Source organism: Micromonospora sp. SL1-18, from assembly GCF_047921505.1.
Lineage (GTDB): Bacteria > Actinomycetota > Actinomycetes > Mycobacteriales > Micromonosporaceae > Micromonospora.
Genome location: NZ_JBLROA010000100.1, coordinates 1 through 15,047 on the forward strand (window position 1 = coordinate 1; position 15,047 = coordinate 15,047).

Below are 15,047 nucleotides of genomic sequence, written 5' to 3' on the forward strand. Positions count from 1 at the left end.
TAGCGGTCGCAGGACGTTCCGGTCCAGGACTATGCGTGGCGCGATCCGCCCGGCGTCCGCTGGAGTCGACCGTCATCTGCGCCTCCGCGCCCGGTCCCCGCTCGCGTTACATCGTGATTCGCACACCCGCGGTGGCGTGCGACCTCGACTGTCGCACGCCACCGTCGATCGTTTGACCTAGCGGGCTGCCAACCGCCAGGCGCGGGTGATCTCTTGTTCGATGCGGTTGTTGTTGGTGTCCCAGGCCTCCACTCGCACCGAGGCGTACCCGGTCGGGGTGTCGCCGGCGGCCGTCGAGTCGAGGATCGCCTGGAAGTTACCGGCCCCCGGCGTGACCTTTGTCGGTCGTTCCTGCCAGGTAACCCCGTCGTCGTACGAGATCGACACCTTGGCCCCGGCGATCGCGCCTCCGATGTACCCGGCCTGGTGCCGTACGTGCAGGTCCAGGGTGGCCGGACCGTGGCGATCCCTCGGCAGTACGGCGGTGTTCGTTCGGTCGAGCTGCGTGTCGTAGTCCACCGTCAGCATCGGCACCAACGCGGTCGCACTCGGGCGTGCGGTCCGCACCGTCCAGTTCGTCACGGTCTTGGTGGAGGTCTGCCACCACGCCTGGTTGCGGGTGGTGGTCAGCTCCAACCGCGCCGTCGACTCGCCTGGCGGCAGGCCGGTCAGCTTCACCATCGGGCGGGACGCCTGACCGACGTAGTTCCCGTCAAGGTAGAACTTGATCGGTGAGGTATCGGTGCTGCCGCCGCTCCCGTAGTGTTCCGCCCTGCTGCTGTCCGACCACTCCGGAAGCTGGAGTGTGATGACGTCCCCAGCCCGGGTCACCGGGTAGCCCGGGTTACGCGGACCCGCCGGATCGAGCACGGTGGGGTGGTTCGGGCCACGGAACCACTCGTGCTTAACTTGTTCGACGCCCGGGTAGGTCACGTCGCGCTCCTGCAGAGGCCCCCCGGAGGGGTACTGAGCATTGACGGCCTGCCGGTACAACGAGTCCGTCCCGGCGGTCACGTACTCGGTGCGCTGCCGCGCGGCTTTGACGGTCGACAACTGCGACGCCGCGAACAGCAGGTAAGGCCGCCACAGCGCCCGGTACTCACCCAGCGCCCCGCCCGGTTCGCCATGGAACGCGTTGTTCACGGTGACGAGGTCATCGGTGTGCACAGTCTCCTCGACGCCGTCCGGAAGCGCACCGGACCGGATCAGGGCCAGGTCGTACAGGTACGGCGACCAGGACGTGCCCGACACCCGCACCGAAACCTTTCCGCTCGCCAGCTCGTCACGGAGCTGCTGCCCCGCCTCGCCATTGATCGCCATCGACGGAATCTGCGCATTGGCGCCCACCGAACCGAAGAAGTATCCGCTGGTGTCGTGCATGATCACCAGGGCCTTCGCTCCGTGCGCACGCGCGGTCGCCTCGATCGTCGAGTACGCCGTGTCCGACCGCCGTACCAGCACCGCCTTGCCCGTGGTGTCCAGGCCGGTGTAGTCGGCCTCAGCGCCTTGGCCGACGTACGCCAGGTCGAGGTCCATCGACGTGTCGATCTCCGGTGTGCCGGACAGCGGCTGGATGTACACGTCCTCGGCCCGTGGCGACACCATCTTCAGCTCCAGCGGTGCCGCCGCGAGCCGGACCTGCTGGACGAACTCCAGATTCTTCAGCTCGGCCGGGCCGGACTTCAGCACGTACGTCGGTATCCACTTCCCGATCCACTGCGGCGCGAAGTTCTCGGTCGAGCTCGGGCCGCCGTACCCGACCACTGTCTTCGCCATCTGATCCACCGGCGACGCCTCGGGATGCTCCGGGGTGTCGACCGAGATCGCCTTGGCCTGCCGCGCGTCGAAGGTCAGCGCGGTGTCCGCGGTGAGGCGCACCGTCGGGGCCCCGATCATCGTCTTGTTCAGCATGTACCGGTTGGCGCCGTCCATCGTCTGGATCGCGCCGACGATGTAGTAGGTACCTGGCGTGAACCGCCCGCTTGCAACGCCGTTCTCGAAGCGCAGCTCCTTCCAGGGCTGTTTCGGGTCGTTGGCGTTGAGGACGTAGACGGCGCTGGCGCGGGTCGCCGGGCGGCCGTCCCGCATGATGCCGGTGAGTGTCAGGTCGGCCATCGGTGGTTCCACGGTGAACCCGACCGGCACGCGGACATTGGCGGCTCCGCCCTGCGCCTTCAAGTAGCCGCCGTAGACGCCCTTCGGCAGATTCCGGACGTCCAGGCTCACGGTGGCCGTAGCGGTGCCGCCAGCGGCGATCGTCAGGGTGGCCGGGCTGACCGACAGTGCATCACTCGGTGCCGCGGTGCCGTCCTTGTGCCTGACGTCCAGCGCCAGGTCGAGAGTGACGGCCGCGTCGCTATGGTTGGTGAAGGTCACCGGTTTGGCAGTGACCGGAGTGTTGTCCTGGGGGTAGGCGAAGAAGCCCACGTTCAACGGTTCCGGCGTCGCCAGGACGGGCGCGTTGATCGCTGCCGGTACGTCGATCAGGCCGCCGCCTTGCTCGTAGACGCTCGCGTCCGCGCTGGGGCGTCCGGTGGCGATCAGCTCGGCCTTGACCTGCTTCGCGGTCAGCTCTGGGTTGTGCTGCATCGCGATGGCGACGGCTCCCGAGACGTGCGGGGTCGCCATCGAGGTGCCGTTCGCGGAGGTGTACAGGGTATTCACGGGTGTCCCCATGGACGTCCCAGCGGCGCGTGCCGCCACGATTCCGACGCCGGGTGCGGTGACATCCGGTTTGATGGCGGAGTCGCCCAACCGCGGGCCGCGGCCGGAGAAGTAGGCCAGCTTGCCTTGCTTGTCGACGGCACCGACGGTGAGCGCCGCGTCGGCGGAACCCGGCGACGCGATGCTGCCTGCGCCCTGCTGCCCGTTGTTGCCGACGGCAACCACGAACAGCGTGTGGGGATGGCTCGCGCTCAGCTGGTTGATCGCCATCGCCTCCGGGGAGGCGCCGCTGTCACCGACGTTGCTGCCGATGCTCATGCTGACCACGTCGGCCAGCGGCGCGGCCCATTCCATCGCCGCGATCGTCGCCGAGGTCGGGCAACTGCCCGACGCTGTGCAGATCTTGCCGATCAGCAGATCGGCTCCCGGAGCCACACCCTTGTACTTGCCGTTGGATCCGGCACCGGTGCCGGCAATGGTGCTGGCCACGTGGGTGCCGTGACCGTGCTGGTCGGTGATGCTGGCCTCGCCGGTGAAGATCCGGGTGCCGACGATCTGCCCGGCCAGGTCCGGATGGTTGAGATCGACGCCGGTATCCAGCACCGCCACGGTCTCGCCGGTGCCGTCGAAGCCCTGCGACCACGCCGCGGGGGCGCCGATCATCGGCACACTCTGGTCGAGGCTGACTTCGGCGATCTCGTCCAGCCAGACCTTCCCGGCGCTGGCCAGCGTCCTCGCGGTACCGCCGGCGGCGGGCGCGATCGTCGACCACCAGCCGCCGTCGGGCTTCACTGTGGCGGCGTACCCGTTGACGCTCGACAGGCGGGTGGTCACCGCCAGGCCCTTGGTGCTCGCCGCGGCGGCGCGCGTCGCTGCGCCGGCCACAATCACCGAGACGGCGTCGGTGTAGCCGTATTTGGCCAGCTTGGTGACGTTGAACAGCTCCCGGTCCAACCGATCCGGAATCAGTATCGCCGCGTCGGACGGGATGACGTAGAGGTCGTCGCCCTTGTCGAGCACCTCGAACTGGGGCTCCTGCCCGGAGGGGCGCGGGGCCGGCTCGACGACGGCGACCGTTCGTCCATCCTCGGCTGGTTCCAGCAGCACCTGGTCACCGGTGATGAGGGTGACCGAATCCGGACTCACACCCAGGTCGGGCAGCTCGGACACCACCACGCCGGCGGGTGCGGCTCGGGGCCCGTCGGCACCGGCGCCGGGGGACGCGGCGCCCGTGAGCAGAGTCACTACCAGCGCGGGTGCCGCCAGCAGCGAAAGTGGTCGGCCGAGGCGGGATTGTGCGTTCGGAGGCGTAGGTCGTCGGGTCATCGACAGCTCCTTGTCTTCCGGCAAGCCGATCACAGTGGTTCGTAGCGCTTCCCGCTGTTGTCGCCAGGCTCGTTAGTGGCGCTCCGCCGAGTCGAGTGCTCGTCGTCGCGGTCGGGCGGCTGAGTGCCGGCTGGGTTCGTCGGATCGGCCGGTACGCCGATTGCTGCACCCTCGGCATCGCGCGTTTCAGCCGGGTCGTCTGCCATATGGGTCAGCATGGCGACCGCGGCGGCCGCTAGCGATTGTGCAGACTACGGAGAATTCATCCGCGACCGGTGGAATCCTTGCCGTCTGCTGCGATGAAGCCGGCCTCGACCGCGGCAATGGCGAGCGCGGTGCGCGACTTCACGCCGAGCTTGCGCATCGCGGACTTGACATGGGCTTCCACGGTGCGCGGCGACAGGAACAGCGCCTCGGCGGCCTGCCGGTTCGTCATGCCGCGAGCGACCAGACCCACCACGTCCAGCTCGCGCGGGGACAGCCGGTCGCCGTATCCGCGGCGCCCGCCGCGCCACGCGCGAGCAACCTCTCCGCCGTGGTCCCGCACCACGTGGGCCACCCGATCCGCGTCCCACCGGGCGCCCAGGTCGTGCAGCCGCTGCTGGGTGTCCACGAGCAGCTCCAGCGCGCCGGCCCTCTCGCCGGCGGCCAGCAGCGCCCGGCCCTGCCGCTCCCTGCTGAGCAGTTCGTCATAGGGTCGCGGCAGCGCCGCCCACCGCCGCGCCGCGTCCGCGAACAGGCCGGCGGCCCGGCGTGGGTCGCCCGCGGCCAGGGCCACGATGGCCTGACACGTCACGAGCGCGGCCGCCGGTGCCGGAAGGTTTCGACCGGCGACCTCATGCGCAAATGCGGCGACAAAGTCATCGACGTCGTCTCCCTTGGCCGTGCCGAGCAGCGCGTCCACGTGGACCGGCGCGATGTCGGTGATCCACAGCCACACACCCTTGCGGGCGATCAGGTGCACCACTGGGCTGGTGTTCGACAGCGCCTGGGCCGAGTCGCCGTCGGCCAGGTGCAACCGGGCCAGCGCCGCCGGCACAGCCACCGCTTCCGGCTCCATGACACCGAGCCGAGTCTGCTCCAGAGCGACCTCGTGCAACTCACGCTGGGCCGCGGAACGTCCGCCGGCGGCCAGCTTCAGCAGGCCGCGAACCTGCCGCGCATGGAGCTTGCTTTCTGCGTCGGTGTCCTCGCGCCCGGCCAGCTCCGCCACGCTGGCGTCAAGTCCGGACCAGTTCCCCACGTACCAGTCGAGGCGAGCCTGCACAGCCAGGGCAAGGTGGGTGAGTCGCGACGAGTCGGTGGCCTCGATGTGTCGGCGACACACGGCCAACTGCTCGCGCGCGCCGTCGAACCGGCCCCAGGCCAGCATCGCCCAGACCGCGTTGACCCGGGTGTTCGCGAGGTCACGTTCGCCCGCCTGGGTCGGCGCCGAGCGGGGAAGGTCGCCGAGCGCCTCCCAGCCCGCCTCCTCGCCGAGCAGCAGCAGCGCGGTCATACGCATGTCCAGGAACGCCCGCCGGTCCTTCGTCGCGACCTGATCGAGTAGCTCGCCGGCGCGGTCCAACCAGTGTCGGTGCCGGCTCACCGGCCAGTCGGGGATCAGCGGGGGCACCATGTTGGCCATCGCCCGGATCGCCAGATCCGGGCGATGGCCGAGATCGGGAACGGCCGACTCCCACTGCTCGAACGAGGCGGACCGCTCGCCGATGGCCCACAACATGCGGCCCAACAGTAACCGCAGCTCGCCTCGGTCAGCCTGGGCGATCTCGCCGGAGTCCAGCACCCGGCGAAGGACATCGACCACGTGCTCGGCGAGATCGCCGAGTGCGGCCGCTCCGAAAAAGGCTGCCTGACCCAGCTGGCGGGCCAGCCGGACTCGTCGACTGATCGGGTGCTCGGCGGCGTTCATCACCTGCAGCAGGGTCTCGACAGCGGTTCGGTCGTCGCCGGACTCCAGGGCCAGCTCGGCGCTCGCCTCGGCGTACCCACACCACTGATCGTCGTCCCCGGCCTCGCGGAAGTGGTGGGCGAGCCGCGCCATCGGCGGGTGGTCTTTTCGTCGCAGCGCCCGCGCGGCCCGCTCGTGCATCCGGCGTCGCTCCGAGACCGGCATCGCGCCGCTGATCGCCTGCGCGTCCAGCACGTGCCGGAAGGTGAATCGGCCAGCCGAACGCTCGCACAGCAGGCCGGAGGCCAACGCCCGGGCCACACCGCTGCGGGCGGCGGATTCGTCGAGGTCGGCGACCGTGGCCAGGAGCGGCTCGTCGGCCGGGTCCATCAGGATGCTGGCCGCCTCGAGCAGTCGCTGGGTGTCCCGGTCGAGTCGGTGGACCCGCTCCAGGACCGATTCGCGCACGGATGCCGGCACGTCGAGCTCGGTGAGGACTCGGCGAGTCCAGTGGTCGTCTTCCCGGGTGATGTCGTCACGGTCTTCCAGCAGCAGTAGGTACTCCTCGACGACGAGGGGGATGCCGTCGGTCGCGCCGTACAAGAACCCGGCGAACTGCTCGGAGACCTGGTCGGTGGCGTACATCGAGGCCACCAGCTGCCGGATCTGCTCGATGTCCAGCGGCTGCAGTGCGATGCGGAGGCGGGACATGCCGGCCGGCGTGCGCGCGGTCAGCCGGGGCAGCAGCGACCCCGCCGGTACGTCCCACGGACGGAAGGACACCACAATCGACAGGTCACGCTCGCCGGCGGGCTCGTCCGCGCACAGCGTCAGCAGCCACTCCAGCGTGGCGGTGTCGGCCCAGTGGACGTCCTCGAGGACGAGGATCGTCACCCTGAGACGGTCGACGAGCTCGGACAGCGCTCGAAACAGCACGTGGCGGACCGCACTCGAGTCGTCCAGCGGTTCCAGCGCGGGCGGGAGATCTTGCGACCATTCCGGGAAGAGCGGCCGCAGAGCGCCGCCCAGCGCACTCAGGCCATGGGTGTCCGCGTTCGGTGCCAGGCGCCGGATACCGGCAACCACGGCACCCAGCGGGGCCGGCTCGGGCACCGGTGGACAGGTCGCGATCAGCACCCGGTCGGGTGGCGAGGCGCGATTGGCGAGCATCGCCAGGGCCTCGCGCAGTAGGCGGGTCTTGCCTATTCCGGCCTCGCCCTCCACCGTCACCAGCGCCGAGCCGCGCGTCAGGGCACTCGTTACCCTGCTGATTGCGTCGTCGCGGCCGACCAGCGGGGGTGTCTTCGCTGGCCGACCCACCGAAGCCCGCTGGCGTCGTTCGGCTCGAGCCGTCACCGCCACCTCCGCACCAGACCGTCAAGCGCGACTCACGCACAGTTGACAATTAGCGGTCAACACCCCGGCTCCCTCAGAGCACGGATCGGTGGTGGCCGCCTGGTCGCAGGCTGCCCGATGGCATCGATGCGGTCAAGCCCAGATCGGCTGGCCGCGGAAGCGGTAGCGTTCGACCCGCATCTTGGCGGGTTGTATAGGACGATGGCTGCCACGCCAGTGGCAGCCATCGTCTAACACCAATCACCTAGAGGTCGGCGCACTGTCCGGTCGCTCGGCCGGACATGTCGTTCGACATACCCTGGTTGACGGGGGGTGGCGTGTTGCCGGTACATGACACATGGCCGACGATCCGGTTGCCGGCCACCACGAGCGCGAACCCGTCGTCGGCGGTGTTGTCGTCCAGGCGGATGTTGCCGCTGACCTGGTTACCGATGAGCTCCAGCCCGGCGGCGCCCGTGATCGTGATCGGCCCGGCGATTCGGCTGTCGCGCAGCGCGACGACCGCCGCGTCGACGGCTGACACCTTGCCGCTCACCGCCGCATCGGTGGCAACCAGCCCGGCGCCCGCCCGTACGTCCACCGGGCCGGTCACCCGGGCCCCTTCCGCCAGACACGTCACCCCCTCGGTCACGGTCAGCGCGCCGGGGTGCGTTCGGGTGATCGTTTTGTCGCATCCGACCACCCTCAGCGGAGCGGTGACGTGCCCCACCCGGATCTGGTACTTACCGGGCTCGTCCAGCTTCACCGTCCATTCGACCCGGCTGGTGCCACCCGGCTCGAGAGGGACCGCTTTCGTTTCCTGGACCCTCCCGTCCACCAGGAGCGCGGCGTCATAGACCCCGCCAGCGGCCCCCACGTTGGTCACGTTGACACTGACCTCCGCCTGGCCATCGCTCATCACCAGATTCGACTGAGACTGCAGGCCCCAAGGCACGAACACCGGAAGTTCCGGGGTGGCTGCGGCGTTGTACGCGAGGGTCGCGTAGTCGCGGCTCGTCCCGATGCCGAAGCTGTGGCCGGTCACGAAGACGCGGGCGGAGTCCGGACTCACGCGCAGGGCGTTTACGCCGTCGAAGCTGTTGCCGGGACCGTTGTACCGGGCACTCCACAGCTGCGCGCCAGTAGCGGCGTCGTACCCGACCGTCGCATAGTCGGCGTTCGTACCCACGCCCAGGCTGTGGCCGGACACGAAAACGGCGGAGCCGTTGGGGCTCACCTGCACGTCTTGGGCGATGTCGTCGCCCTTGGCGGGCCCGTCGAAGCGGGCTACCCACAGCTCGTTCCCCGTCTGCGCGTCGTAGGCGATTGTCACGTAGTCGTCCTTGCTGCCGATACCGGCGCTCCGTCCAGTCACGTAGACGGCAGACCCGTCAGGGCTCACGTCCAACGCGAACCCCATGTCGATGCCGCGAGCGGGGCCGTCGTATCGTGCGACCCACAGCTCGTCCCCGGTCGCCCGGTCATAGGCGATTGTCGCGGCGTCATCGCGGTTCTTTCCGGCGCTGTAGCCGGTCACGAAGACCTTCGACGAGTCCGGGCTCACCTGCAGGTCCTGGGCGAGGTCCGAGCCACCGGTGACCGGTCCGCTGTACCGGGCGACCCAGAGCTCCTCGCCCGTGGTGGCGCGGTATGCGATGGTCGCGTAGTCGGAGTCGTTGGCCACTCCGCTGGCCGGCCTGCTGTAGCCGGTGATGTGGACGGTGGCACCGTCCGGGGCGAACTTCACCGATAGCGCGGTGTCGGTGAGGTTCGCCGGCCCGTCGTAGCGGGATACCCACAGCTGGTGCCCGGTCGCGGCGTCGTAGGCGACCGTCGCGTAGTCGTTCCACACGTCGTCGCTGAGGCCGGTCACGACGATCACGGCACCATCCGGACTGACGTCGAGGGCCAGCGCGGCGTCGTCGCCGGTGCCGGGTCCGTCGTAGCGCGCCTCCCACCGCTTCTTCCCGGTGGCTGCGTCGTACGCCACGGTCGCGTACTTCGTCTTTTTGTCGATACCCATGCTCGGGCCGGTTACGTAGATGGTGGCCCCGTTGGGGCTCACGCCAATGCCATAGCCGGCGTCGCTGCCGCTCCCAGGTCCGTCGTAGCGAGCTTCCCAGCGCCGGTCACCGGTCGTCGGGTCGAAGGCAATGGTCGCCATGTCGGTGCCTGTGCCGGAGCCGGGGCTCTCCCCGGTCACGAACATCGCGTCGCCATCCGGGCTGAGTTCCATTGCGCGTGCGACGTCGCTGGAGCTGGCCGACCCGTCATAGCGATCCGTCCATAGACTGTCAATGTTGCACTCGTCGCCGCATCGCAGCACGAAGTTCGCGACCGTGGAATTTCGCTCTGCGATGGTGACCTTCACCGGCTCGGGGGCGTGGAACATCTCGTGTCGGGCGACCACCTCGTAGGTGCCGATCGGTGCATCTACGCGGAACGTGCCATCCGCGCCGGTGGTGGTCAACGGGATGTTCCCGTGGTGGATCGCGACGCCGGGGACGCCGAGCCCAGTTTCGTCCAGGGTGACCTTGCCCGTGATGGTGCCCGTGGGCAGTGGCTCGAGCGTGGCATTGACCGTGGTGACCTTCCCAGCCTTCACTGCCACGTCGGACAGGCTCAGCGGCTGGTAGCCGAACCGCGACACCTCGACCTCATAGCTGCCGGGCAGCAGGTTGAGTCGGTAGCGACCGTCGGGGCCGGTGGTGGTCAAGAACGGGTCGTCGTTGAGAACCCGGAGCTGGGCGTTCGAGATCCCGGCGCCACTGGCAGCGTCGGTGATACGGCCGCTGACTCCAGAGTTTCCGGCGACCCTGAGGGTGGCACCAAGCGCATCCAGCCGGCCCTGGCCGTACACGTCGTTGTTGTCTGGCGTACCGCCGCAGGTGAGGTCCTCGGTGTCAATCGCTGTGAGATCGAGCGCGGCCCGGATGGATTCGACATCGCCGGCCAGCTTCGGGGCGGCCGACCACATCAACGCCACCGTGCCGGCCAGGTGGGGGGCGGCCATGGAGGTGCCGTTATAGCTGGCGTACGTGTTGCCCGGCACGCTGGAGCGGACGTTGACCCCTGGTGCGGAGATGTTGGGCTTGATCTCGCCATTCCGGCCCGGGCCGCGGCTGGAGAAGCTGGCGATGGCGTTGCTGCTGTCGTAGGCGCCCACGCTGTAGGCCTTCGAGCCATCGGCCGGCGATCCTGCCGTGACGCACGCCGGGCCGGCGTTTCCGTTGGAGAACACCGGGAACATTCCGGCCGCCACCCACGCGTCCACCACGCGGTCGTAGAAGTCCTGCCCACCCGTGCCGCTCCAGGAGTTGTTCACCACCTGCGGACGCAGTTCCGGCCGCGGATTGCCGCCGGAAAGGTCGGTCGGGGCGAGCATGAACTGGCCCGAGGACAGCAACGCGGCGAGCGAACACGTACTGGCCTCGCAGCCCTTCGCCGCGATCCATTGCGCCCCGGGGGCCACCCCGATCTCGTTTCCGGCACCACCGTCCCCGACCATGGTGCCCATCGTGTGGGTGCCGTGGGCGTTGTTGTCGCACGGCGCCTCCGTCGGGCACACCCTGGACGGGTCCCACCAGTTGTAGTTGTGATCAAACTTCCCGCCGCCCAGGTTTCCCCGGTATTGGTTGACCAGGGCCGGATGGTCAAACTGCACCCCGCTGTCGATGTTCCCCACCACGACGCCCCTGCCCCGGACGCCCAACTCGGACCACACCCGGTCGGCCCGAACGTTGTCGATGCCCCACTCGACGGCGGCGGTCTGGGCCTCGGCAAGCGCCTTCTCCTCGATAGGGCGAGGCAACGCAACCGGCTCGTCGGCCTGGATCTCTGCCACTCCCTCCTGCGCGAGCGCGGCGTCCAGCGTCTGCGGGTCGCCGGCCCGAACCAGCACCCGGTTTGCAATCCAGTACTGCTCGAAGTGGACCCCACGAGCGGCCAGCGCTCTAGTTAAACCGGCCTGGCTGGCCCGGGCAGTGTTGACCAACCGCTGGTACACGAGCTGGCCACGCTTAGCCCAGTCCTCGATCTTGTCGGCGCCGCTGAGGTCGGCGTGCCGTTCGAACACAACCCAGAAGTCCGTAGCCGGTCGATGAGCCAGGTCGTCCACGACCGCGGGCTCGACCCTGGGGTCCCTACGGACCAGCCCATTGTCAGCACGCGGTTGCGAGTCGATGTAACCCGCGGATGCACTTGCCGCGTCCGTTCCAGCCTCTGATGTGCCTGGTGCGGCGGCCATCAGGACGGCTATGGCGCCGATGAGCGCCGTCCATCGTCGAGGGTTCATCGTCCTGCCTCGCTCTCACTCGAGCCGTTGGATCCGACTCCCCGCAATGTCAGAGCGGCACGACATCGTCGTCGTCAGGCGGGTCGCCCTCCTGGTCGACGTCGGTGCCGGGTTGCCGCTCCGGCGGAGGATTACCCGGGCGCGACCACTGATCGGGGTACCCGCCTGGGTCGGGTTGGCATGGGTCGACCGCGTCGTCCTCGTTCGCTCGCGTTTGGCCCACCACATCGTGAGGATCCGGCAGATCAGCTGCGCTTGCGACCGTACAGGTGACGGGTTTTTACCGCCGAGGCCCACGCCCTCACGGCGTCGGCTGCCCACCCGACTCGTTCGTATCAGACAGTACGGTGGCCCTCATCGCGGCGGCAGCCAACGCGGTTCGGGAGGTCACGCCCAGTTTGCGCATCGCGCGGCTCACATGCTCGGCGACGGTCCGCGGAGAGATGAACAAGGCCTCGGCCACCTGACGGTTCGTCAATCCGCTGACGACGAACCGCACCACCTCAAGCTCTCGGGGTGACAGCTCGTCGCCGTAGCCACGCCGGCCACCCCGCCAAATTCGCGTGACCTCGACATCGCGCTGACGCAGCACGCGCGCGATGCGGTTGGCGTCCCGGCGTGCACCGAGGTCGAACAGGCCCTGCTGGGCGTCAGCCAACGCCGTCAGTGCCTCGTCGTCCGCTCCGACCGCGAGCAGACATCGGCCCCGGCGCTCGGCGGCCAGCAGCGCATCGTAGGGGCGCGGCAACTCCGCCCAGGCTCGGGCAGCTTGGCCGAACAGCGTGGCTGCTCGGCGTGGATCGCCGCTGCCCTCGGCGACCCGCGCCTGGCAGGCGATCACCGCGGCCGCCGGAGCCGGTGCGTCCCGGTCAACGATCCACGCCGTAAACTGCCGGAGCAAAGCCTCGGCCTGCTCCACACTCTCGGTCTCGATGAGCGCGTCCACCCGCACCTGGGCGAGGTCCGTTGCCCACAGCCAGAGTCCGGTCGACATGATGGCCTCCATGCTGGCGTCCGTCGCGGCCAATGCGTCCGTGGCGGCGCCACCGGCCAGTTGGAGCCGGGCGAGTGCCGCCTCCGCGGTCAGCCGGTCGTCGGCCAGTCGTGATACGTCGAGTCCGTCGATCACCTCGCGAAACGCCTGCTCGGCCGTTTGGGTCGAGCCACCGGCGAGCGCCAAGAGACCCTGGATCAGCCGCGCTGACATCCGGGTGAGGGGGATGGCCTGCGCGAACTCGGCCACGGTAGCGTCCAGATCCGACCAGGCACCGGTGCAGTAGTCCATGTACGCGGAGCTAATCCGTAGGATGTTGTCCATGACGGGGTAGGTCGTGGAATCGACGAGTCTCGCGCCCGCCTCGAGCCAGGTTCGGGCCGGGCGGTAGCGACCCCAGGCGACCGCGAGCTGACTGAGGTTCGCGAACCCACGCGCCAGGTCGCGTCGTCCAGCGGCGGTGCTGGCCCCGGTGGGCAACTCGCCGGCCCCGCGCCAGCCAGACTCCTCGCCCAGCATCAGCAAAGCGGTCGCATGATCGGCCGCCAAGGTGATCCGCTCGCTCGATGACGGCAGCCGCGGGAGGAGCTTGGCGGCCCGATCCAGCCACGCCAGGTGCTCGGTGGCCGGTCGTCCTCCGAGCCACGGCCACGCCAATCCGATCATCGCTCGGGCCGCCAGCACCGGCGTGTCGTCCAGATCCGGGATTGAGCGCTCGATCTCGGCGTAGGCGGCATCCAGGCGGCCCTGGTTGATGAGAATCCGGCAGAGCAGCAACCGGAGCTGTCCCCTGTCGACCGGCTTCAGGTCGTCACGAGCGACGGCGACACGCAGCAGCGCGATCACGCGGTCTGCCGTCCCGTCGTTCGCGGCCGCGAACCCAGCCGCCTGGCCCAGCTTGCGCGCCAACCGGCCGAACTGGTCCGCCGGAGACGTTACCTCGTCCAGCAGGTCAGGCAACATTGCCATCACCGCCTGATGGTTGCCCGTTTCTGCGGCGAGGTCGGCGGCAGCCTCGGCGTATCGGGCCCAGACGGGTATCTCGTGTGCTTCCCGGTAGTGATGGGCCAGCTGCCAGATCGGCTGCGGCGTCAGCTGCTCCAGGTGGCGGGCGGCCCGACCGTGCAGCTGCCGCCGCTCCGACACCGGGATGGCCTCGTACACGGCCAACATCGCCAGAACGTGCCGGAACGCGAACCGTCCGGGGCTCGCTTCCCGCAGCAGGCCCGAGGCGAGCGCGGCCGAGAGTCCACATCGAGTTTCGTCCGCGTCGAGCGCACCCGCCACCTCCAGGATCTGCGCCGTCGTGGGCTCGGCCAACACTGCCGATGTCTCGAGCACCCGCTGGGCCTGGGGGGTCAGCCTTGCCACTCGTTCGAGCACCATGTCACGCACCGTCGTGGGAACCCGCAACCGGTCGACAGTGTGTCGGGCCCACTCCTCACCGCGCCGGAACACGTCTCGACGATCGGCCAGGAGCAGTACGCTCTCCTCCAACGCAAGCGGTACGCCCGCCGTCCGTTCGTGCAGCAACGCTACGAACTCGTCCGAGATCCTGTCGGCGGCGAGCATCGAGGCCACCAGCTGTCGCGCCTCGGCGCGGGCCCTGGCTCCTCGCGCTCGTCAAAGAACGCGAGGAGGTCACCGGCAAGCACGACCTTCGGCCACTCGCCGACGAGGCCGTCACGCAGATACGGCAACTGATCGAGTCGCTGACGCCGGAACAAGCACGCGCACGCGTGCTCGTCCCCAACTATCCCAACGTATCGTGGGCGTTGATCCACCTGCAGCTCTGGGCCGAGCACACCCGCGACGCGGCACTGGCGTCATTCGTCAACGACAAGGTCGAAACCATCCTCCTCGACCCAGCGCTGGACGACGTGTGCCCCGTGGCCGCAGACACGGCCCCCGACAACCGAGAATTCTTCCCACCCTGTCTCATGCGGCTAGCGGCGGTGAGCCAGACCTGGAACGTCCCCCACGCCACCTTGCGCGCCTGGGTGAGCAAGCGGGTTCCCACCGATCTCTGGATCGAACCGGTGACGCAGCCGGTGCGCAACCACTCGCACGCGCTGAACTTCAGCCGTTCCTACGCCCTCTGGCACCTGTGGGAGGCGACCAACAACCCCCAGTACCGCCGCAACCTCACCAGCCTAGTCGAGTACCAGGTCAGCAGACCGGATCTGTGGACACAGGAGTCACCGCTCGGCTACGACGTATCGCATTGGGTGGCACAGTTCGGAGTGCGCGCCATCGCCCAAACCTACGGCGGGCGAGGGCAGCCGCTGCGCTGACAGACCTGCCCCAGCGGCGGGCTGGTACTCATTTCCCCTCGCAGGACGCTCATGTCGTAGACGCATTCGGCGAACGTCCAGTGGGCATCTGGGCTGATGGGCGGTGGCGGGAAGGTCCCCGCCACCGCCTTGCATGGCTATTTACTTGTGGTCTTCTGGCTCGGGTCTGCGACTGCTGAGCATCCGCACGGTTCCCTGCGTTCCGCGTAATTCGTCTGGTCTAGAGCCGAGGATCGCCTAGAGAAACGT

4 protein-coding genes and 1 pseudogene are annotated in these 15,047 nt (G+C 68.9%); 1 reads left to right on the top strand and 4 read right to left on the bottom strand.

Features of this window, described 5'->3' with window-relative positions:
• Positions 1-177: 177 nt before the first annotated feature.
• The 4 genes from ACNAW0_RS28310 to ACNAW0_RS28325 form a co-directional block, all read right to left on the bottom strand.
• Entirely contained in the window at positions 178-3,990 is a 3,813-nt protein-coding gene (locus tag ACNAW0_RS28310) for a S8 family serine peptidase (RefSeq protein WP_416291083.1), read from the bottom strand.
• Between the two features lie 262 nt (positions 3,991-4,252).
• Complete coding sequence (locus ACNAW0_RS28315) at positions 4,253-7,237, bottom strand: LuxR C-terminal-related transcriptional regulator (RefSeq protein ID WP_416291084.1); 2,985 nt, start codon at positions 7,235-7,237, stop codon at positions 4,253-4,255.
• A gap of 244 nt (positions 7,238-7,481) precedes the next feature.
• Positions 7,482-11,291 (bottom strand): S8 family serine peptidase, encoded by a 3,810-nt coding sequence (locus ACNAW0_RS28320; RefSeq protein WP_416291085.1) that lies wholly within the window; start codon positions 11,289-11,291, stop codon positions 7,482-7,484.
• 520 nt (positions 11,292-11,811) lie between these two features.
• Positions 11,812-14,076 (bottom strand): LuxR C-terminal-related transcriptional regulator, encoded by a 2,265-nt coding sequence (locus ACNAW0_RS28325; protein ID WP_416291086.1) that lies wholly within the window; start codon positions 14,074-14,076, stop codon positions 11,812-11,814.
• Between the two features lie 47 nt (positions 14,077-14,123).
• Between ACNAW0_RS28325 and ACNAW0_RS28330 the strand changes: the two are divergent.
• Positions 14,124-14,798: pseudogene (locus tag ACNAW0_RS28330) on the top strand (DUF2891 family protein); the annotation flags it as partial.
• Positions 14,799-15,047: the final 249 nt, after the last annotated feature.

What these genes read in the sequence shown, in the direction of transcription:
- ACNAW0_RS28310 (WP_416291083.1), bottom strand. Translation starts at nt 3,990, where the DNA reads ATGACCCGACGACCTACGCCTCCGAACGCACAATCCCGCCTCGGCCGA.
- ACNAW0_RS28325 (WP_416291086.1), bottom strand. Translation starts at nt 14,076, where the DNA reads ATGCTCGCCGCCGACAGGATCTCGGACGAGTTCGTAGCGTTGCTGCAC.